Genomic DNA, 20582 nt, shown 5'->3' with positions numbered 1-20582 from the left:
ATTTTGTATTCAGTATACCTAAGTTAGTAAAAATTGCCATGAAAAAAACTCATATACTGATGTCTATGACTAGATGAATTACCTTTGACTTTAAAATATCTACTACTTCAATATATTGCCTTTTCTATAATAGCATTTTATGTTTTACAGAATAAAAAACACCCATCACAAATTAATTGGATGAGTGTTCTTAATCATATTAGTTATTTTATTTCTTTTGATTCAGCTAATTCTTTATACCAATAAGCACTTTTTTTAGGATAACGTTCTTGCGTTTCGAAATCGACATAGAATAAACCATAGCGTTTTTCATAACCATTTGACCAAGAGAATACATCCATCAATGACCAAATGAAATAACCTTTAACATTAGCACCATCACGGATAGCGTCGGCTATTACTTCTAAGTGTTGTTTAACATAATCGATACGCGCATCATCATGCACAGTTTTTTCAGATTCTATAAATTCATCTTTATAACCTAAGCCATTTTCTGTGATATAGATTTTATGGTAATTCGGATATTCTTTAACTACACGCATAATTTGATCATATAAACCTTTAGGATAAATCATCCAATCCCAGTCCGTTCTTGGTACATCAACATCAAACTCACGTTGTCCTACGCCTTTAAGTTGATATTTAGAGCCACCTTTATCACCTGTAGCATTGTGTGTAATTTCAGATTCTCCATCATAACCTCTCATCCAATCACTCATATAGTAATTGATACCTAAGAAGTCATTTAAATCTTTGGCAGCATCTAATGTACGTAAATCTTCATCAGATATATCAAGCTTTCCTCCGTTTACAGAGAGGATGTGTTGCACACCTTCTCTAGTTTCACGTGAGTAATGACCTAAATAAGTTGCATCTAAAATAAACTTGTTATGAATAATGTCTTCTAATTCAGCAGCCTTTACATCTTCAGGATTAGTAGGATCATATGGGTATTTTGTTGGTAATGCATGTACAACACCAATCTCTCCAGAATAGCCATTATCTTTGAATAATTTAACTGCTTTTGCATGAGCTACCATCATATTGTGATGTGATTGGAAGACCTTTGCAAAATCATATTTAATACCTGGAGGGAACTTACCAACTAAATATTGACCATCGCCGATAGGTCCAATTTCATTGAACGTTGTCCAAAAGTTAACTTCTGAAAATTCTTCAAAACAGAATTTGGCATAGTCAACAAAATAATCAATCGTCTTACGATTTAAGAAATCACCATCTTTATGCAATGTTTCTGGAGTATCAAAATGTTGTAATGTCACAAATGGTTCAACATGACGTTTATGACATTCTTTAAATAAATTATGATAGAATGCTACACCCTTTTGGTTTACTTCGCCATAGCCATCTGGAAAGATACGTGACCATGCTATTGAAATTCTTATCCCATTCACTCCGAATTTTTCACTTAATTCTAAATCTACAGGATAGCGATGATAAAAGTCACTAGCAGGTTCTGCCGTATACCAATAATTTTCTTCTAAATACGTATCCCAGGCAACACGACCTTTACCGTCTGCTTGCGTTGCACCTTCAGCTTGATATGCAGCAGTTGCGCCACCGAAAATAAAATCTTCTGGTAATTTCTTCATTATACATTCATCTCCTAATTATTTTTCAAATTGTTTCTGAACGAATTCTAAAGCTGCTTGCCCATCTCGTGTTAAATTGATATATTCTACCCCTTGCGTTTTCGCAAGTTTAATACCTAATCTATCAGTATCTTGTTTAATATCTTCATAGTTTGAAGCTACTTGAGGTGCTAAAATAATTAACTGATAATCTTTCATAATATCCATATGTGCACCGTAACCACCTGCTGCTGCTTTTACTGGCACATTGTATTCTTCAGCTGCTTTATTTAAAGCATTAGCTAATAAACCACTTGTACCTCCACCAGCACATAACACTAACACATTGGTTTCTTCATTAATGTTATTCGTTTGTGCGACATCAGCTTGATGTGTTTCCTCACTTGCTGTTGCTTCACTTGCTCCAGCAGTTGCTAAAATTGCGTCTGCTTTTTTAGTATCAAAGTTAGCTGATACTTTTTCTTGTAATTCTGTATTTGCTTCTTTATTGCCTAGTTCTTCTTCTAAAATTTGCTCATCATATACTTTTACAAACGGATAATAAATAATGACGTCGACTACGATTAATACAATCGCTAAAACGAACGACCAAAAAGCAAAACCGGTACCCATCACGATACCTAAAGGACCAGGTGTTGTCCAAGGTAAAAATATACTAAAACTATTCATGCCAATGACATCAACAAAGAATTTGAAAATCCATACGTTAACAATTGGCGCAAATATAAACGGTATAAAGAATACTGGATTCAAGACTAATGGCGCACCAAATAAAATAGGTTCATTTACACCAAAGAAAGTAGGCACTACTGATGCTCGACCAATTGCTTTATTTCGTTTTGATTTTGTTAACCACATAAACATAAATGGTACAACTAATGTGGCACCTGTACCACCCATAGTTACCACGAACATTTGTGTCCCTGGTGTAATCACTTTGTCTGCATGCTCACCAGCTTGTAATAAATGCAAGTTGGCTTCAAGGTTTGCATACGTAATCGCTGCAATTGCCGGTTCAACTATAGAAGGACCGTGAATACCTACAAACCAGAAGAATGCAAATGCACCAAAGATAATTGTTACACCTACCCAACCGTCTGCAGCAGTGAACAATGGCTCAAACACTTTTAACACTGAATTGGCAACATTGGCATGAATTGTTGCTCTTGAGAGTAAATCTAAGCCATATAAAATTAAGATAACTGCAGATAAAGGGAAAATGTCTTTAAATACTTGCGAAATATTTGGTGGCACTTCTTTCGGCATTTTAATTGTGATGTTACGTTTAATAAAGAAATTATAAACAATAACTGTCACAAAGGCAGAAATAAAGGCTGTTAATAACCCTTTTGTTCCCATAAAACCACTTAAAAATCCACCATCTTTGGCAGGATCAGCCGCTAAAAATAAGAATCCACACATCGCTGCCATCATTGTTGAAATAAAGTTAATTTGATTCGTTTTCTCCAATTTACGGTTAAATGAATCCGTCAACGATTTCGCAGTCGTGCCGGCTACTAAGAAACCTACAATCCCCATCGTGTAGTTATAAGGTTTCATAAGCATACCTTCAACAGTCTTACTCCAAAAGAAACCAAAAACGTTAGGAACGTATGCAATTAAAATAAAAATACTAGAAAACAAAATTACAGGTATCGCCGCAATGAATCCATCACGAATGGCTCTTAAATAAATATTACGTGATATCTTTTCAAAAAAAGGCTTGCCCTTCTCGATTTGCTCAATTAGTTTATTCATCAAGGTCTTCACCCTCTTCTGTACAATTCAATTAGATGTTTCATTAAATCTTTTAATAATAATGTCGTCATTAAATGGTCTTGACCATGCATCATTGTGACACTATAGGCAATATCATCTCCTTGCGCTTCTTTTGCAAGTAAGCTTGTTTGTGCTTTATGTGCATTAGCAATACACGTGTTTGCTTCCTCAACTAAGCTTTCAGCTTGGTCAAATTTCCCATTTTGTGCTGCAGTAAGTGCTTCTAACAATTTTGATCTAGCATCTCCTGCATAAGCTACGATTTCAAAGCCAAGTAATTGAACTTCTTCTCTATTCATTAATCTTCCACCTCACAAATTACTGTTTCCAAGATGTTGCAGTAGTTGCTAACACTTTATTTAAATCATCTATATTTTTAAATCCTGTTGTACGTAACCATTCACGAGCCGCTTCTTCACCTTGTTCAATATAAACTTTAACTGAACCAGCCCAAGTTGCACGACCACATAGAACGCCATTAAAGTTTGCGCCTGCATCATGTGCGAATTTTAATGTTTCTTGGAATAATTCTGCAGAAACACCTGCACTTAAATAGATGTATGGTAAGTTTGTTGCTGCATCTTGTTCTTTAAAGTATTGTGCTGCTTCTTCTTTGCTATAAACAACTTCTCCTTGAGCAAATCCCTCAACATAGTTCATGTTGACTGGAACTTCAACTTTCAACACATCTACATTAAAACGTTCTTGTGAGAATAATTTCATCGCTTCATTAACTTTATGTGGTTTTACTTTAGCGAATTCAGCACTTTTATTATCAGCAATCTTATCATCATAAGATAAAACTTCTAAGAAGAATGGAATATCTTCTGCAACACACTCTGAACCAATACGTTCGATATATGCTTGTTTTTGAACATTAATTGCTTCATCATCATCCACATCATAATAAAGCAAGAATTTCACAGCATCTGCACCTTGTTCTTTTAAGCGTTTTGCTGACCATTCAACCAAGCAATCTGGTAAACGTCCTTTTGCATTGACGTCATATCCTGTTTTTTCATAAGCTAACAATAAACCACAAGATTTGTTGCGCACTTCAGAAGCTGGAAGACCGTATTCTGGGTCTAAAAGTATTGATGATGCATATTGCGTTAATTCTTCTGATACAAGTGATTTTAAACGTTCAATTTGTTCTACTGATGGCGTTTCAGTTTGATGTTCTGCCATCATACGTTTTAATGCACCACGTTGGTCAAAAGCAAGCGCTGAAATAATACCTTGTTCATTGCTAAGTTTTTCAATTGAAGCTACTTTTTGTGTTGATTTAGTCATTTTTTACACCTCTACAACTTTAATTTGTTGATATAATTGATCGTAATGCGCGATATTGATATGTCCTGTTTGCTTTTCTTGTGCATTGAGCATGCCAAGCGTGTTCGCTTTTTTTAGCAAATCTTCATCAGATTCATGGTGCAGTAAAGCTGAAGCAATACCTGCTACTGTAGAGTCTCCAGAACCTACTGGATTTACTACCTCTATTGTTGGAATATTCACTCTATAATATTTATGATGATGTTTTGCAAAAGCACCTTTACTACCTAATGACACGATAATCCACTCTATTCCTTCAAAAATAGGTTGTTCTAGTGCAACTTTTAATTCATGAACATCTTCTGAAATATTTAAGTTAATTAATTGATTGAGTTCATCAATGTTAGGTTTAATTACTGTTGGTTTAACTTGAGCATTTAACACGCTTTTCAATGATGCACCGGAACTATCTACAATTGTAGGAATATCTCGTGCCGCTGCCAATGCTACTATGTCAGCATAATAACTCGTTTCAAGTCCTTTTGGTAAACTACCTGACATCGCAACGACTTGTGCTCGATTTAACAACTGTGTTTCTAAATATGTTTTAAACTCTGCTGCTTCATCTGTGCTTACTGTAGGTCCTTGTTCTAAAATTTCAGTCTGTTGTCCCTCATGTAATATGGCGATACAATTTCTTGTTTGACCTTGAATGTGATAAAAGTTACGTTGAATTTGATTGGAATCAAGTTGACTTTCGATAAATGTACCTAATTCACCACCAAGCAAACCACTAGCTAAGACCTCATCACCAAGCTCACTTAAAACACGTGTAACGTTAAGTCCTTTTCCTCCAGCAGTTTTACCAATTTGACTCACACGATTTACTGTGTCTAATTTAAACTGGTCTAAGTGATATGAAATATCTACTGAAGGGTTTAAAGTTAATGTTAGTATCATTGTTAACCACCCTTAATCGTGATATACACCTTGTTTCCATTTTTCTAAAAATTCATCGAAGAAATGAGGATCCGATTGGTTATCATTATGAGCTTCTAAATGTTCAATTTTTGCAATAAGTTTTTTATTTTCTTCTGTTGGTTTATATTCCGCTTTGATAAAAGCATCTACAATATCAAACAATAATAATTTACCAATAATTGCGCCACCAAAGCTAACTACATTGGCATTTAATTCTTCTTTTGAATATAATGCAGATGTCATATCTCTTACTAAAGCAGTTCTAACGCCTGGAACTTTATTCGCAGCATTGCTAATACCAACACCCGTACCACAAATACACACGCCTAAGTCTGCTTCGCCACTCGTAACTGCTTCGCCTACTTTTTTACCAAAGATAGGATAATGTGTACGTGTAAAATCATAAGTTCCTACATCTAATACTTCATAACCTTCTTCTTTTAAATGTTTAGAAAGTTCCATTTTTACATCAGTAACGATATGGTCACATCCGATTGCAATTTTCATTATTAATTCCTCCTATTAGCACATTTTATTTAACATATCTACACGGATTTGATGACGACCACCATCATAATGGCCATTAACAAATTCTTTAGCAACATTTTTAGCTAACGTATTACCAACGATTTCTGCTCCCATAGTAATCATACGCGCATTGTTATGGCCTCTAGTCATATACGCAGAACGTTCATCAGATACTTCCGCAGCAATCATACCTTTAACTTTAGTAGCTACCATAAAACTACCTGCTCCGAATTTGTCTATAGCGATACCTAGATTGTCGTCGTTTTTTTGAACTTCGTTTACAACAGCCAATGTTGCATCAACAAAATCTAAATCTTTACCTTCTGTTACATCTACCACATCGTGATTTTGTTCAATTAAAAATGCTTTGACTACATCTTTCAAACGTTTACCGTCTACATCTGAACCAATAATTACAGTCATAATGATTCTCCTTTTTTAATAAATTTCGCGAGTATTATCTATTTTTACAAAAGCGCTTTCAAACTCTCTATGTTTAAATTATAAACATAAATAAACATAAAATCAACATTTATTGTTTGAATTATGTTTGACAATTTCGATTTTGACTGTATTTCAAACATCCTTTTCGTATCCAAAAAATAAAGACAAGATTGTCAAATTGAACAACCTTGTCTCAGTTAATTAGTTGGTTAATGAATTACTTCTGTGTATTTTTTTAGTTTTTCTATTTTTTCATCATCACTTTGATTGATAATTACTGCTGTTAGCTCAGTTAAATCACACATTTGGGTGAAATCCTCTTTATCTATCTTGGAATCATCTATAAGCAAGTACTTTTCTACAGAATGATTTAGTGCAATTTGCTGTGTATAAGCCTCATCAATAGTTGATGTTAAAACGTTTGAACCTTTTATCGCATTACAACTAAAAAACATTTTACTAAAACGTTTTGTCTTAAGTAGCGTATTTGCCATTTCACCAACAAAAGATTCTGTGAGCTCTCTCATTTCGCCTCCTAATAAATATACATTAAAGTGAAGCGATCGTTTTTCAAATAAAATTTTAAATACTGGCAAACAGTTTGTAATTACAGTTAGATATTCTTTTTCCATAATATTGGCCAATAACTCTATTGTTGTTCCTGGTCCTAAAAATATCGTATCACTTTCTTCAATTAGTGACACAGCCTTTTGGGCAACTTCTTTTTTTTGTTCTATATTTTGTGCATGCTTTTCTTGATGTGATTTTTCTTTAAACTGGAATACTGAGTTGCTGCGAGCACCACCATGTATCTTAGTCAATACCCCTTTTTCTTCCAGTTCAGCAAGATCTCGTCGAACGGTCATATCAGATACATTTAAATCTTCGACGATTTCATTTGTTCTAACTGTTCCTTTTTTATTAACTATCTTAGTAATTTCATCTAAGCGATCATATTTATTCATAGATATCCTTTCACATCCTGATATTAGTGAATTTTATAAATTTTGAATACATATTTTAAGATAATAACGAACTCTCCAGCAATCTAAGTATATCAGATGTATGGAATTAATAATAACAACACTTTTTAAACTTTAGTATATCTATAGTATAATTAAATATTGAAGATAAATGATCAATATGATTTATAGAGGTGTTTATATTGAAACAACAAATAGAACAATTGAAGGAGATTATTAATACATCGAAACGTATTGTCTTTTTTACAGGAGCCGGCGTATCAGTAGCAAGTGGCATACCTGATTTTCGATCTTCAGGGGGATTATATGACGATGTTTCAAAAGATGGATACGCTCCAGAGTATTTGCTAAGTATTAATTATTTTGAAGACGATCCTAAAGGTTTTATGAATTTCGTTCATCAGCGATTACTTTTTGCAGATAAAACACCCAACCCAGTTCATTATTGGATTGCAGAGTTAGAAAATAAAGGTAAATCCCTCGGTGTGATTACTCAAAATATAGATGGCTTACACGAAGAAGCAGGCAGTAAAAATATAGACGAAATACATGGCACACTCAATCGTTTTTATTGTTTGAATTGTGGAAAAAAATATACTAAATCATATGTCATAGAACACGATTTAATATACTGTGAAGATTGTGGTAAAGCCATTCGTCCTGACATCGTGCTATACGGTGAAATGTTAGATCAATCTGCTGTATTTAGTGCATTAAACAAAATCCAAGAAGCAGATACAGTAATCGTATTAGGTTCTTCTTTAGTAGTCCAACCTGCTGCTGGATTTATATCAAATTTTACAGGAGATAACTTAGTCATTATTAATAGAGACGCTACACCGTATGATCATCGTGCTGATTTAGTCATCCATGATGATATGACAAAGGTAGTAGAAGACGTACTAAAGATCAGCTAAAAGGGAGCGGGACAGAATTCATAATGAATTCTTAGTCCCGTCCCGGCAAGGTTGACTAGGATTGAAAAAGCTTGGTATAAGCGTATTTTTAATCCAGTCAACTACTGCCAATATAGAGTTCATAACTTAAAACATAATGATGTCCCAGTCTCGGTTTAAATTCTATTTGTTGGTGCCCCGATTTGCAACTTTCCTTGTTCGTAGTATATCTTTATTGGGGCACCATTTATGTTATATTTAACGCTATATTTTGACTAATTCACGTTTTTTCAGGGTATTGACGATTTACCTTTCAATCTATTGAAGATATGTTAAACTTCCCTTTGTGACCATAACATCATTTTGTAAGTCTACCAAAACTTTATTAACTAACGCTCCTTCTGTTTCATTGATATACGTTTTAAAATGAGACGTATTACAGTGGATATTATATGCTTTTTCATCGTTGTAAACTTCATAAAAATAGAATCGTTGAGAATTATTACGATCCTGAAGTGCATACATGGCAAGTACATCGTCTTCTGCAATGATTGAAGCCTTCATATTTTTTAATACACTTTCTTTAAAATTTAATTCTTCATTTTCTTTTACTAAAATTTGTGCAAATTTTAAGCAGAAATGTTCTGCACCAATCCATTTCGATGATGCTAATTTCTCTTTTAAAAAGATTGGCTCTACCTCAAATGCTTTTTGTTGCGTCAACTTCTTTCCAACTTGATTAGTAAACTCTTGATATTGGGAAGAATTTAAATGTTGTTGATAAGCATATTCATCTTTATATACCTCAAAAACAATAAATTGATTAGGATTTTCTGTTATTTTACTAGCGTACATTGCCAGTGTACCATCCTCATTTTGATAAGAAGTTGATAAGTTATTCACACCTGCTTGATGAAATACCTCTATATCATGATTACTGACTTCTAATTTAAATAGATGTGCTACTGGTTTTTCCATGGTTCAAACTCCTTCTCGATTCCATTAATCATAAATATAGTATTCAAATGATTTAAATTACTAATAGTTTAGACTACTAGTTAAAAAGTATCAATTGTATAAAGCAAAATCCGACAAAGATGTTTAGGATTTGAGCAGATCCTAGCAATAAGCGAAAATGTTTTACCAAATTTTTGTAAATGGTGACAGCATGATTAACACGCGTTGTCCGTGAAAACGTTCTTAATTGTGTGAAATTTATGTAACGATACCAAAAGACGAATGAGAGTTCTATGAGCTACTTTCAAAATACCATAATAGATAATTAGTTTAGACAAAGTGGAAATGATTGTTTGTGACATTGTCTTTAAAAGACTAGAAAGTTATACGAATATGAGATAAACTTTTATTTTTCACAACAAAAAAAGCACCCAAGATGATATTCTTGAGTGCCATAGATATTGATATAATCGTATTGATTAACGTTTTGAGAATTGTGGAGAACGACGTGCTTTTTTAAGACCTGGTTTTTTACGTTCTTTCATACGTGGGTCACGTGTTAATAATCCAGCACGTTTTAAAGAACCTCTGTATTCAGGATCTGCTTCTAATAACGCACGTGCAATACCGTGACGAATTGCTTGAGCTTGTCCAGTGAAGCCACCACCATGTACATTAACTAAAACATCGTAGTTACCTTTAGTTTCTGTTACATCAAATGGTTGGTTTAAGTCTAAAATCAATGATTCGAATGGTAAGTAGTCACGCACATCACGATTGTTAACTTTAATGTTACCTTCGCCTGGTACTAAACGTACACGTGCTACTGAGTTTTTACGACGGCCTGTACCTCTATATTCAACTTGTGCCAATGTAATTTCCTCCTTCTAATTAACCACGTAACTCGTAGTTTTCTGGTTGTTGTGCAGCGTGTGGATGTTCAGCGCCACCATATACAAATAATTTTTTACCTTGTTTTTCGCCTAAACGTGAACTTGGTAACATACCTTTAATAGAATTTTCAAGTAAGCGTTCTGGATTATTACGTTTCAATTCTCCAGCAGTAACAGCTTTTAGTCCGCCTGGATGATTTGAGTGACGGTAATAAATTTTATCTTGTTCTTTGTTACCAGTTAATTCGATTTTTGAAGCGTTGATGATGATCACGAAATCACCAGTATCAACGTGTGGTGTGTAAGTTGGTTTATTTTTACCGCGTAAGATAGATGCAACTTCTGATGATAAACGACCTAATGTTTGGCCTTCAGCATCAATTACATACCATTTGCGCTCAATGTTTGATTCATTTGCCATAAATGTTTGACGCATAATAATTGTCCTCCTAAAAATAAATGCTGTGTCTAGATTGTAATCCTGTCTTCACATTCGAACCTATGAGATAAATCACAATCTGCTTTCGATACTTAAATACTGTTACGATTTAAAAGCGTTAGTTTCATTTATTTTGTTAACTGTTCTTCTGCTTTGCTTATATATCTTGTAACACAATAAGTTTCCGGGGCTTATCATGGGGTGGATATAAAACAATACCGTTAATAATCTTATAATTTTATAGGTGTTTTGTCAATCTAATTTAGTCGTTTTGTAAAGATTTTTTACGATAAATTTTGATGTTTTGTCCAAAGTCATTAATTAGATCTTCAGGTGCTAAGTAGATTTTTTCAAGATAAAGGCCTTCTGCTGGTGCGGTAAATGGAACATTATCTCGATTTTTTTGTTCCAATAATGCTGTGACTTCTTCCGGGGAACGGTTCCCCTTTCCTACTTCAATGAGAAAAGCCATTAATACGCGGACCATATTATATAGAAACCCTGATCCTGTAACAATATAATCAAAACCATATGTCGTCATTTCAATTTCACTTTGATATAACGTTCTAACTTTACTTTCTACTTCTGTTTTTTGCGAACAAAATCCTGTAAAATCATGTGTCCCAATAAATTTTTGAGCAGCTTCATTCATACGTTCAATATTTAATTGTTGTGGTACATAAGTCTTCAATCCACTTTCAAATGGATTCTTATGTTCAGCTTGATACACTTTATATCGATAGCGTTTGCCAACACAATCATATCTACAATGAAAATCCGAATCTACCTGTTTAACTTCTTTGACATAAATATCATCAGGCAAAGCACTGTTCATTGCATATTGCCATTGACTATCAGCAATCTTTAATTCGGTATCAAAATGGAAAAATTGTTCAAGCGCATGGACACCTCGATCGGTACGACTTGATGGATGTATACGAACATCATGTTGATGCATTCGTTTTAGTATCTTTTCAAATTGTTGCTGAACCGTACGACCTTGATTTTGAATTTGAAATCCTAAAAAATTGCTTCCTTGATAGCATATATTGACTAAAATACGCAACGCATTACACTCCTATCAATTTTAATACAAACATTAAACCTGCGATTGGAATCATTGCTAAAATCACAATTGTATCTTTTATCTGCCATTGTAACGTACGATAGCTAGTACGTTGAACATTTGCATCATATCCTCGCACTTCCATAGCTATAGCAAAGTCTTCTGCACGTTGAAATGCAGAAACAAATAATGGAATCATCAAAGGGACAAAGGCTTTTATACGTGCAAATATCCCTCCCGAGCTTATTTCAGATCCTCTTGATTTTTGTGCTAATATAATTTTATCTAATTCATCCATTAGTGTTGGAATAAAACGTAAAGCAATAGACATTATCATACTGAGTTGATGTACGGGTACCTTAATCCATTTCAGCGGATACATCAATTTTTCAAAGGCATCTGTTAAATCAATCGGACTTGTAGATAAGGTCATAATTGTTGCTATCATTACAATAAGAATTAATCTTAGAGAAATAAAAATCCCTTCCAAAACACCCGCACTTTCAATAGTAAACGCACCTATTTGAATCAGTACAAAGCCACCTTTTGTAAACAGTATATGCATCACAAAAGTAAAAATCAGAAAGATAAATATGGGTGTCAGTCCTTTTAATAAAAACCAAAGTTTTATTTTTGCACATATCATAATAGCTAAAATAATAAGTAACAACCATGCAAACGTAGTAAACGAGTGAGCAAAGAATATCGTAATAATAAATAAAAAGACAAAGATTAATTTAGCTCGTGGATCTAATTCGTGTATCAATGATTTTGTAGGTAGATAGCGACCAATAATCAATTTATTTTTCATTTTTGCCGCCACTCCTTATACATTTGAACGAATTCCTCATTTGTAAGTGCCAAATGAGGGAACTTTATTTGATGTTTATCCTCAATATCTTTTTGTAGTTTAACAATATCGGGTAAGGCAATATGCCAATTTGTTATATACTTATCTTTAGCAAACAAATCACGCGGTGTACACACATCAACGATTTGTCCTTCTTTCATAATTACAGTTTGATCTGCATAGCACGCAACATCATTCATATCATGCGTCACCAAAATGATAGTCTTATTATCTTCAAGTTGAAACTTTTTAAGTAGTGTCATAATTTGAAATCTACTTTGAGGATCCAATCCTGCAGTAGGTTCATCTAAAATAATTACATCGGGATTCATTGCTAAAATAGATACGATGGCAATCTTACGCATTTGTCCTCCTGACATTTGGAAGGGGGATAAAGACATAATGTTTCTTGGAAAACCTAATTGCATTAATAAATCAAATGCATCACTTTTAACTTGTTCTATATCCATACCAAAATTTTTCGGACCAAAGATAATTTCACGTTCCACTGTATCTTCAAATAATTGTGTTTCTGGAATTTGGAAAACCATACCGACTGTTTTACGAATAGTTCTTATATGTTTATCTTTGGTTTTATGATGAATCGTAATATCACCAACAGAAAGGCTTCCTGTTGTAGGTTTGATAAGACCATTTATATGTTGAATAAGTGTTGACTTACCGCTACCCGTTTGTCCTATGAGTGCATAATAGACACCTTGTTCTAAAGCCAAATGAATGTGACTCACTGCTTCTTTTTCATAGGGTGTCCCCTTTTGATAAATATATGTGACATCATTAAAGGTAATACTCATAGTTTGTCCACTAACCCTTCATAAGTAATATAACGATTACTAACTTCTAATTGTTGTGCAATTTTCATTACAAATGGTAAGTCTAAACCAATATCTAATAAACCTTGTTGTGACGAAAAAATGGTCTCAGGTATTCCAGCCTGGTAAACCGTTCCTTTATTCATCACAATCACATAGTCACTATCCATTGCTTCAGTCAAATCATGTGTAATAGAAATAATTGTAATATTTTTTTCTTGTTGGACACGTTTCACTAACTCAAATAAATCTTCTCGTGCTTTAGGATCTAACATAGAATCAGCCTCATCTAAAATAATCACTGAAGGCCCTAATGCTAGTACACCAGCGATAGCAACGCGTTGTTTTTGACCACCAGATAATGATTGTGGCTCACTATCTGCATAATCTAACATATTAACATCAGAAAGCACCTGTTTAACTATGCGATGCATATTATCATGAGGTACTGAATGATTTTCTAAGCCAAAAGCAACATCGTATTTGACAATTGACCCAACAAATTGGTTTTCTGGGTTTTGCAATACGATACCAATATGTTTACGAATATCTTGTAAATTTTGTGCATTGATAAGGTGATTATTATAAAAAATTTGTCCTTCATTTGCTTGCTCGATACCTACCATCAATTTTGCAAGCGTTGATTTCCCTGAACCATTATGACCGACAATTGTCGTCCATTTACCTTTTGGTATATTAAAAGAAACATGATCTAAAGTAAATGCAGTATCGCTTTGATATTGAAATGACACATCTTTAAATTTAATTATATTTTCTTCCATAGCCATTGTCAGTCATCCTTATCAAAATTTATGTATTCTATCATATTTTACATGAAATCATATCATCTGTATATTGTCCACATTTTATCAAATATACTGTCTATTTTCTATGCACGTTACTACACAACATCCACTTCAAATAGGACACAAACTAAAAAGCCATAGTCAATTAAACTACAGCTAAATGAAAAAAGCGCGCACCCCATCATATTTATTGAGTTCACGCTTTAAATGATTATTAAGTTGATGGGGTACTCTGAGCTAGACAATATTTGTATGTGGCAAACATTATCGTTGCACTCATTTGCTTTATATATAAGTTCTAAGTGTATTTATTCAGTGATATATTGTGACATTTCACAATTATACTAATTCAATAATTACTGATTCAGCACCGTCTCCACGACGAGGGCCTACTTTAAGGATACGAGTGTAACCACCTTGACGTTCTGTATAACGGTCTGCGATTTCACCAAATAGTTTTTGAAGTGCAGTTTGTGTTGTCTCATCTTCATTTAAGATGTCAACATTACGTAATGTTTTAGCTGCATTACGACGAGAAGCTAAATCGCCTTTTTTTCCTAAAGTGATTAATTTCTCAACAATACTACGAACTTCTTTTGCACGTGCTTCTGTTGTTTCGATACGTTCACTTACAATAAGTGACGTTGCTAAATCACGTAACATTGCTTTACGTTGGTCAGAAGTACGACCTAATTTTCTGTAACCCATGAGTTAACCTCCTTTATCAATCTTCTTTTCTTAAACCTAAACCTAAATCTTCTAATTTGTATTTAACTTCTTCAAGAGATTTACGACCTAAATTACGCACTTTCATCATATCAGCTTCTGATTTATCAGCTAACTCTTGTACAGAATTGATTCCTGCGCGTTTTAAACAGTTATATGAACGTACAGATAAGTCTAATTCTTCAATAGACATTTCTAATACTTTTTCTTTTTGGTCTTCTTCTTTTTCGATCATAATTTCAGCATTTTGAGCTTCATCAGTAAGACCTACAAAGATATTTAAGTGCTCAGTCATTATTTTAGCAGCTAATGATACTGATTCTTGTGGCGTGATTGAACCATTTGTCCAAACATCCAATGTTAATTTATCAAAATCACTACTTTGACCTACACGTGTATTTTCAACTGTATAGTTTACACGTTCTACAGGTGAATAAAGTGAATCAACAGGAATTACTCCAATTGGTAAATCACTAGTGTTGTTTTGTTCTGCTAATGCGTAACCTCTACCCTTATTAGCAACAAGACGAATTTTAAGATGTCCACCTTTAGACACGGTTGCGATTTTAAGCTCTGGGTTTAAAATCTCAACATCACTATCATGTGTGATATCACTTGCAGTTACTTCGCCTTCATCTCGTACATCAATTTCTAACGTTTTATCCTCTTCAGAATAGATTTTTAATGCTAGTTTTTTGATGTTCATGATAATTGTAGATACATCTTCCACTACATTATCTATTGCTGAAAACTCGTGTAATACGCCTTCAATCTCGATGTATTTAACGGCTGCACCTGGTAATGAAGATAGTAGGATACGACGTAAGGAGTTTCCTAGTGTAGTACCGTAGCCACGTTCTAGTGGTTCAACAACGAACTTACCGAATTTAGCATCATCACTAATTTCAATTGTCTCAATTCTAGGTTTTTCGATTTCTATCATTTACAAATATCCTCCTTAAATACGTCGACTTTAATTTCAAACTGTTTTGCTAAGTGATCAGTGACCTGTAACAATAACAATCAAGAATTAGACGCGACGACGTTTTGGTGGACGACAACCATTATGTGGTACTGGAGTAACGTCTCTGATTGCTGTTACTTCTAAACCAGCAGATTGTAATGCACGGATAGCTGATTCACGGCCTGGGCCAGGACCTTTAACTGTTACTTCTACAGTTTTTAAACCGTGTTCCATTGCAGATTTTGATGCAGTTTCTGAAGCCATTTGTGCTGCAAAAGGTGTAGATTTTTTAGAACCTTTAAAACCTAATGCACCAGCTGATGACCATGATAATGCATTACCAAATTCATCTGTGATAGTTACAATAGTATTGTTGAATGTTGAACGGATATGCGCAACACCGTTTTCAATATTCTTTTTAACTCTACGTTTACGAGATACTTGTTTACGTGCCATTTATTTTTGCCTCCTTTACCTATTATTTTTTCTTGTTAGCTACAGTTTTCACTGGGCCTTTACGCGTACGAGCGTTATTTTTAGTTTTTTGACCGCGAACTGGTAATCCACGACGGTGACGGATACCACGGTATGATGAAATCTCCATTAAACGTTTAATGTTTAAATTTTGTTCACGACGTAGGTCACCTTCAACTTTAAAGCTATCAACAACCTCACGGATACGACCTAATTCATCATCTGTTAAATCTTTTACACGTGTATCAGCTGAAACATTTGCTTGTTCAACAATTTTTTGAGCTGTTGATGTACCGATACCGTATATATAAGTTAAAGAAATTACAACGCGTTTTTCACGTGGAATATCTACTCCTGCAATACGTGCCATATAAATTTACACCTCTCTTTTAATTAACCTTGTCTTTGTTTGTGCTTAGGATTATCACAAATTACCATAACTTTACCTTTACGTTTAATGACTTTACATTTTTCGCAAATTGGTTTTACTGATGGTCTTACTTTCATTTTTATACCTCCCTATATTATGGAGTGACGATTATTTATAACGATACGTAATTCTACCGCGTGACAAATCATACGGAGACATTTCTACTGTTACTTTGTCGCCAGGAAGAATTCGAATATAATTCATTCTGATTTTACCACTTACATGTGCTAAAATCTCATGACCATTTTCTAATTCTACTTTAAACATAGCATTTGGTAAAGTATCAAGTACTGTACCTTCTAATTCAATTACATCTTGTTTCGCCATTGATTACTTCCCCCTTTTTGCAATAGTAAGGTAATCGTCAATAGACAACTTTAACGATACGAATCTATTTCAGTGACTAGTTAGAATAACTTCAACAAAAGTGCGGGAATTATATCGTCTTATGTCACTCAACTTATTAATCATAGATTAAACCTAAATAAAATCACCATTTAATAGACCGTATGAAGTTGATCTATTTTAAATGATTTAAGATATCAATGACATCGCTGGTTACTTCGTCAATGTCTTTTGAACCATCAATGTTTTTCAAGACACCTTTTTTATCATAGTATTCTAAAATAGGTTTTGATTGTTTAACATTAACGCTCAAACGGTTGGATACTGTTTCTGGATTATCATCTTCTCGCTGATACAACTTTCCACCATCGATATCGCAAATACCTTCTACCTTTGGAGGATTAAAAACAAGATGATAAGTCGTACCACATGTTTCACATATACGTCGACCTGTTAAGCGATTCATTAGTTCTTCTTCTGGAACTTCTATATTGATAACCGCATCAATATCTCTGTCAAGCTCAGACATAATTTCATTTAATGCCTCAGCTTGATCGATTGTTCTAGGAAAGCCATCCAATAAAAAGCCTTTTTTTGCATCGTCTTCAGAAATTCTTTCTTTAACGATACCTACAGTAACTTCATCAGGGACTAATTCCCCACGATCCATGTATGATTTAGCTTCTTTGCCTAAATCAGTCTCATCTTTAATCGCTTTTCTGAACATGTCACCAGTAGATATATGTGGTATTGGGAATTTCTTAACAATTTCACTCGCTTGAGTTCCTTTACCTGCGCCAGGTAGACCCATTAAAATGATATTCATAAATGCCCTCCTACAAGTTATCTACCACCAAAGCCTTTATATTCTTTTTGGCTTACTTGAGCTTCTAAAGATTTCATAGTTTCAATTGCTACACCAATAACGATAAGCAAGCTTGTACCACCAATTTGAATGGATTGTGGTAAGCTCATAAACTTAGTCGCTAAAATCGGTAAAATAGCAATAACTGCTAAGAAAATAGAACCTACAAAAGTTAAGCGATATAGCACTTTAGTAATATACTTTTTCGTTTGGTCGCCAGGACGAATACCTGGTACATAACTACCTTGTTTCTTCAAATTATCGGCCATTTTTTCAGGATTAACTTGAACAAATGCGTAAAAGTAAGTAAACGCAATAATTAACACAACATAAACAATCATACCATAAGTATTGGATGGGTTCGCAGTTTGAGATATAGTTTGAGCCCAATCTGCTTTAGGGAAGAACAACGTTAATGTTCTTGGCAATAAGAAGAACGCCATCGCAAAGATTACTGGTATAACCCCTGCTGAGTTAACTTTCAAAGGTAGATAAGTTGCTTGTGAACCTAATCGTTGAGCTGATTGTTTTTTCGCATATTGAATAGGTATCTTACGCTTCGCTTCAAGTACATAAATTGCACCGATTGTTAGCAAGATTAAACCTACTACTAAACCTATCACTTTTAACCATGCTAAAGTCGTATCATCGTTACCAACAAATGCTTGTTGCGCAAATTGGATGATAGATGATGGTAAAGTGGATAAGATACCCGCGAAGATAATGATTGAAATACCATTACCTACACCAAACTGTGTGATTTGGTCTCCAAGCCAAATTAAAAATGCTGTTCCTGTTGTTAAGACAATCGCAATTAACAAATAACTCATCACGGATTGATTAATAACCAATTTACCGCCTAGATAATTGTTAAATTGGAATGCCATACCTATTGACTGAACAAAAGCCAATATAATTGCAAAGTAACGTGTGACGTTACTTAATTTTCTTTTACCTACTTCACCTTGTTTCGCCCATTCAGAAAACTTAGGTACGATATCCATCTGTAATAGTTGCATTACGATAGATGCAGTGATGTATGGCATAATACCCATTGCAAAAATTGAAAAGTTCTTTAAGGCTCCGCCACCAAACGTATTTAGCAAAGCAGCAACACCTTGATCCGAACCTTGATGTGCAAAGGGTTCAGGATTTACTCCTGGAGCTGGGATATACGTCCCAATCTTAAAAATAATTAACATTGCTAGAGTGAAGAAAATCTTGTTACGAACTTCTTTAGTTGTAAAAAAGCTCACAAGCGTTTGAAACATTAGATCACCTCGTGTGCTCCACCTTTTGCATCAATAGCATCTGCTGCTGAAGCTGAAAATTTATGAGCTTTCACTGTTAATTTTTTCTCAAGTGAACCATTACCTAGTACTTTAATACCAGATTTTTCATTCTTCACAACACCAGTTTCAACTAATAAAGCTGGAGTTACTTCAGTACCATCTTCAAATTTATTAAGTTGGTCTAAGTTAACAATAGCATATTCCTTACGGTTAATGTTAGTAAAACCACGTTTAGGTAAACGACGGAATAAAGGCAATTGTCCACCTTCAAAACCTGGTCTTACGCCACCACCTGAACGTGCTTTTTGACCTTTTTGACCGCGACCACTTGTTTTACCGTTACCAGTTGCAGCACCACGTCCAACACGATTGCGTTCTTTACGTGATCCTTCAGCTGCTTTTAACTCATGTAATTTCATTCTCTCGGCACCTCCTTATTTATTTTTCTTCTACTGATAATAAATGTTTTACTTTGTTGATTTGCCCACGAATTGCAGGGTTGTCTTCAACAACTACTGAACTGTTTGTCTTTTTAAGACCCAATGCTTCAACAGTTTTACGTTGTGTTTCAGGACGACCAATAACACTACGCGTGAGGGTAATTTGTAATTTAGCCATTATTTATTTTCCCTCCTTAATTGTATAATTCTTCTACTGTTTTGCCACGTAATTTCGCAACATCTTCAGCATTTTTAAGGTTTTGTAAACCATTGATTGTTGCACGAACCATATTGATTGGTGTGTTTGAACCTAATGATTTACTTAAGATATCAGTAATACCTGCTAATTCTAATACCGCACGAACTGGACCACCAGCGATAACACCAGTACCAGGTGCAGCAGGTTTCATGAATACGCTACCAGAGCCATAACGACCAGTGATAGTATGAGGAGTTGTTCCTTCTACACGTGGAACGACTACTAAATCTTTTTTAGCTGCTTCTACAGCTTTTTTGATAGCTTCAGGTACTTCTTGTGCTTTACCAGTACCGAAACCTACACGACCTTTTTTGTCTCCTACTACTACTAATGCAGTGAAACGGAAACGACGTCCACCTTTAACAACTTTCGCAACACGGTTGATTGTTACAACGCGTTCTTCAAATTCTTTCGCTTCTTCTTCTCTACGAGCCATGTAATTGTCCC

27 protein-coding genes are annotated in these 20582 nt (G+C 34.3%); 1 reads left to right on the top strand and 26 read right to left on the bottom strand.

Translation table 11 applies throughout. The features are described 5' to 3' along the window. Positions 1 to 203: 203 nt before the first annotated feature. The 8 genes from lacG to HMPREF2864_RS03610 all read right to left on the bottom strand — a co-directional run bounded on the left by lacG (position 204) and on the right by HMPREF2864_RS03610 (position 7582). Entirely contained in the window at positions 204 to 1616 is a 1413-nt protein-coding gene (lacG, locus tag HMPREF2864_RS03645; protein WP_141743506.1) for a 6-phospho-beta-galactosidase, read from the bottom strand. A gap of 15 nt (positions 1617 to 1631) precedes the next feature. Continuing rightward, complete coding sequence (locus HMPREF2864_RS03640; RefSeq protein ID WP_172452317.1) at positions 1632 to 3374, bottom strand: lactose-specific PTS transporter subunit EIIC; 1743 nt, start codon at positions 3372 to 3374, stop codon at positions 1632 to 1634. A 5-nt stretch (positions 3375 to 3379) separates the two neighbouring features. Next, positions 3380 to 3691, bottom strand: a complete 312-nt coding sequence (gene lacF, locus HMPREF2864_RS03635; RefSeq protein WP_002460006.1) for a PTS lactose transporter subunit IIA — start codon at positions 3689 to 3691, stop codon at positions 3380 to 3382. A 19-nt stretch (positions 3692 to 3710) separates the two neighbouring features. Then, positions 3711 to 4685 carry a tagatose-bisphosphate aldolase gene (lacD, locus tag HMPREF2864_RS03630; RefSeq protein WP_002460008.1) on the bottom strand — a complete coding sequence of 325 codons (975 nt, stop codon included), beginning with the start codon at positions 4683 to 4685 and terminating at the stop codon, positions 3711 to 3713. A gap of 3 nt (positions 4686 to 4688) precedes the next feature. Then, positions 4689 to 5624, bottom strand: a complete 936-nt coding sequence (locus HMPREF2864_RS03625; protein ID WP_002460009.1) for a tagatose-6-phosphate kinase — start codon at positions 5622 to 5624, stop codon at positions 4689 to 4691. Between the two features lie 12 nt (positions 5625 to 5636). After that, positions 5637 to 6152 carry a galactose-6-phosphate isomerase subunit LacB gene (gene lacB / locus HMPREF2864_RS03620; RefSeq protein WP_002460010.1) on the bottom strand — a complete coding sequence of 172 codons (516 nt, stop codon included), beginning with the start codon at positions 6150 to 6152 and terminating at the stop codon, positions 5637 to 5639. 15 nt (positions 6153 to 6167) lie between these two features. After that, positions 6168 to 6596, bottom strand: a complete 429-nt coding sequence (gene lacA / locus HMPREF2864_RS03615) for a galactose-6-phosphate isomerase subunit LacA (RefSeq protein ID WP_070545024.1) — start codon at positions 6594 to 6596, stop codon at positions 6168 to 6170. Positions 6597 to 6826: 230 nt separating this feature from the next. Continuing rightward, on the bottom strand, positions 6827 to 7582 hold the full coding sequence (locus HMPREF2864_RS03610; protein WP_002460013.1) for a DeoR/GlpR family DNA-binding transcription regulator: 756 nt from the start codon (positions 7580 to 7582) through the stop codon (positions 6827 to 6829). A gap of 200 nt (positions 7583 to 7782) precedes the next feature. On the opposite strand from HMPREF2864_RS03610, the gene HMPREF2864_RS03605 reads away from it, so the two are divergent. Next, complete coding sequence (locus tag HMPREF2864_RS03605; protein ID WP_070545023.1) at positions 7783 to 8517, top strand: NAD-dependent protein deacylase; 735 nt, start codon at positions 7783 to 7785, stop codon at positions 8515 to 8517. Positions 8518 to 8814: 297 nt separating this feature from the next. Here HMPREF2864_RS03605 and HMPREF2864_RS03600 read toward each other — a convergent pair whose 3' ends face one another. The 18 genes from HMPREF2864_RS03600 to rpsE all read right to left on the bottom strand — a co-directional run bounded on the left by HMPREF2864_RS03600 (position 8815) and on the right by rpsE (position 20571). Continuing rightward, a complete protein-coding gene (locus tag HMPREF2864_RS03600) occupies positions 8815 to 9474 on the bottom strand; it encodes a putative quinol monooxygenase (RefSeq protein ID WP_070545022.1) in 660 nt (219 codons plus the stop codon). A gap of 458 nt (positions 9475 to 9932) precedes the next feature. Next, positions 9933 to 10325 (bottom strand): 30S ribosomal protein S9, encoded by a 393-nt coding sequence (gene rpsI, locus HMPREF2864_RS03595; protein WP_070572110.1) that lies wholly within the window; start codon positions 10323 to 10325, stop codon positions 9933 to 9935. Positions 10326 to 10344: 19 nt separating this feature from the next. Further along, positions 10345 to 10782 carry a 50S ribosomal protein L13 gene (rplM, locus tag HMPREF2864_RS03590; RefSeq protein WP_002460041.1) on the bottom strand — a complete coding sequence of 146 codons (438 nt, stop codon included), beginning with the start codon at positions 10780 to 10782 and terminating at the stop codon, positions 10345 to 10347. A 265-nt stretch (positions 10783 to 11047) separates the two neighbouring features. Next, on the bottom strand, positions 11048 to 11851 hold the full coding sequence (truA, locus tag HMPREF2864_RS03585) for a tRNA pseudouridine(38-40) synthase TruA (RefSeq protein WP_070545020.1): 804 nt from the start codon (positions 11849 to 11851) through the stop codon (positions 11048 to 11050). Positions 11852 to 11855: 4 nt separating this feature from the next. Next, on the bottom strand, positions 11856 to 12662 hold the full coding sequence (locus HMPREF2864_RS03580; RefSeq protein WP_070545019.1) for an energy-coupling factor transporter transmembrane component T family protein: 807 nt from the start codon (positions 12660 to 12662) through the stop codon (positions 11856 to 11858). After that, positions 12659 to 13516 carry an energy-coupling factor transporter ATPase gene (locus HMPREF2864_RS03575; RefSeq protein WP_002478834.1) on the bottom strand — a complete coding sequence of 286 codons (858 nt, stop codon included), beginning with the start codon at positions 13514 to 13516 and terminating at the stop codon, positions 12659 to 12661. Before HMPREF2864_RS03575 ends, HMPREF2864_RS03580 begins: the two co-directional genes overlap by 4 nt. Continuing rightward, positions 13513 to 14322 carry an energy-coupling factor transporter ATPase gene (locus HMPREF2864_RS03570; RefSeq protein ID WP_070545018.1) on the bottom strand — a complete coding sequence of 270 codons (810 nt, stop codon included), beginning with the start codon at positions 14320 to 14322 and terminating at the stop codon, positions 13513 to 13515. Before HMPREF2864_RS03570 ends, HMPREF2864_RS03575 begins: the two co-directional genes overlap by 4 nt. A gap of 357 nt (positions 14323 to 14679) precedes the next feature. Continuing rightward, a complete protein-coding gene (rplQ, locus tag HMPREF2864_RS03565) occupies positions 14680 to 15048 on the bottom strand; it encodes a 50S ribosomal protein L17 (protein WP_002460046.1) in 369 nt (122 codons plus the stop codon). A 16-nt stretch (positions 15049 to 15064) separates the two neighbouring features. After that, positions 15065 to 16009, bottom strand: coding sequence for a DNA-directed RNA polymerase subunit alpha (locus HMPREF2864_RS03560; protein ID WP_002460048.1), 945 nt, complete (start codon positions 16007 to 16009; stop codon positions 15065 to 15067). A gap of 87 nt (positions 16010 to 16096) precedes the next feature. Further along, positions 16097 to 16486: a 30S ribosomal protein S11 gene (gene rpsK, locus HMPREF2864_RS03555; protein ID WP_000101625.1), complete on the bottom strand. Its 390-nt coding sequence runs from the start codon at positions 16484 to 16486 to the stop codon at positions 16097 to 16099. Between the two features lie 22 nt (positions 16487 to 16508). Next, on the bottom strand, positions 16509 to 16874 hold the full coding sequence (gene rpsM, locus HMPREF2864_RS03550) for a 30S ribosomal protein S13 (RefSeq protein ID WP_002460049.1): 366 nt from the start codon (positions 16872 to 16874) through the stop codon (positions 16509 to 16511). Between the two features lie 23 nt (positions 16875 to 16897). Then, positions 16898 to 17011, bottom strand: coding sequence for a 50S ribosomal protein L36 (gene rpmJ / locus HMPREF2864_RS03545; protein ID WP_001829709.1), 114 nt, complete (start codon positions 17009 to 17011; stop codon positions 16898 to 16900). Positions 17012 to 17042: 31 nt separating this feature from the next. Further along, positions 17043 to 17261, bottom strand: a complete 219-nt coding sequence (gene infA, locus HMPREF2864_RS03540) for a translation initiation factor IF-1 (RefSeq protein ID WP_001829792.1) — start codon at positions 17259 to 17261, stop codon at positions 17043 to 17045. Positions 17262 to 17454: 193 nt separating this feature from the next. Further along, the gene (locus HMPREF2864_RS03535; protein ID WP_002460050.1) at positions 17455 to 18105 is read right to left on the bottom strand and encodes an adenylate kinase; all 651 of its coding nucleotides are present in this window, start codon (positions 18103 to 18105) and stop codon (positions 17455 to 17457) included. 17 nt (positions 18106 to 18122) lie between these two features. Continuing rightward, on the bottom strand, positions 18123 to 19415 hold the full coding sequence (gene secY, locus HMPREF2864_RS03530; protein WP_002460051.1) for a preprotein translocase subunit SecY: 1293 nt from the start codon (positions 19413 to 19415) through the stop codon (positions 18123 to 18125). Then, on the bottom strand, positions 19415 to 19855 hold the full coding sequence (gene rplO, locus HMPREF2864_RS03525) for a 50S ribosomal protein L15 (RefSeq protein WP_002460052.1): 441 nt from the start codon (positions 19853 to 19855) through the stop codon (positions 19415 to 19417). Before rplO ends, secY begins: the two co-directional genes overlap by 1 nt. 19 nt (positions 19856 to 19874) lie before the next feature. After that, positions 19875 to 20054, bottom strand: coding sequence for a 50S ribosomal protein L30 (gene rpmD / locus HMPREF2864_RS03520; RefSeq protein WP_002460053.1), 180 nt, complete (start codon positions 20052 to 20054; stop codon positions 19875 to 19877). A 16-nt stretch (positions 20055 to 20070) separates the two neighbouring features. Next, positions 20071 to 20571, bottom strand: a complete 501-nt coding sequence (gene rpsE / locus HMPREF2864_RS03515) for a 30S ribosomal protein S5 (protein WP_002460054.1) — start codon at positions 20569 to 20571, stop codon at positions 20071 to 20073. Positions 20572 to 20582: the final 11 nt, after the last annotated feature.

It is taken from the genome of Staphylococcus sp. HMSC059F04 (assembly GCF_001812565.1).
GTDB lineage: Bacteria > Bacillota > Bacilli > Staphylococcales > Staphylococcaceae > Staphylococcus > Staphylococcus lugdunensis.
The sequence above is the reverse complement of the archived record's forward strand: the minus strand, read 5'-3'. Positions and strand labels throughout refer to the sequence as shown.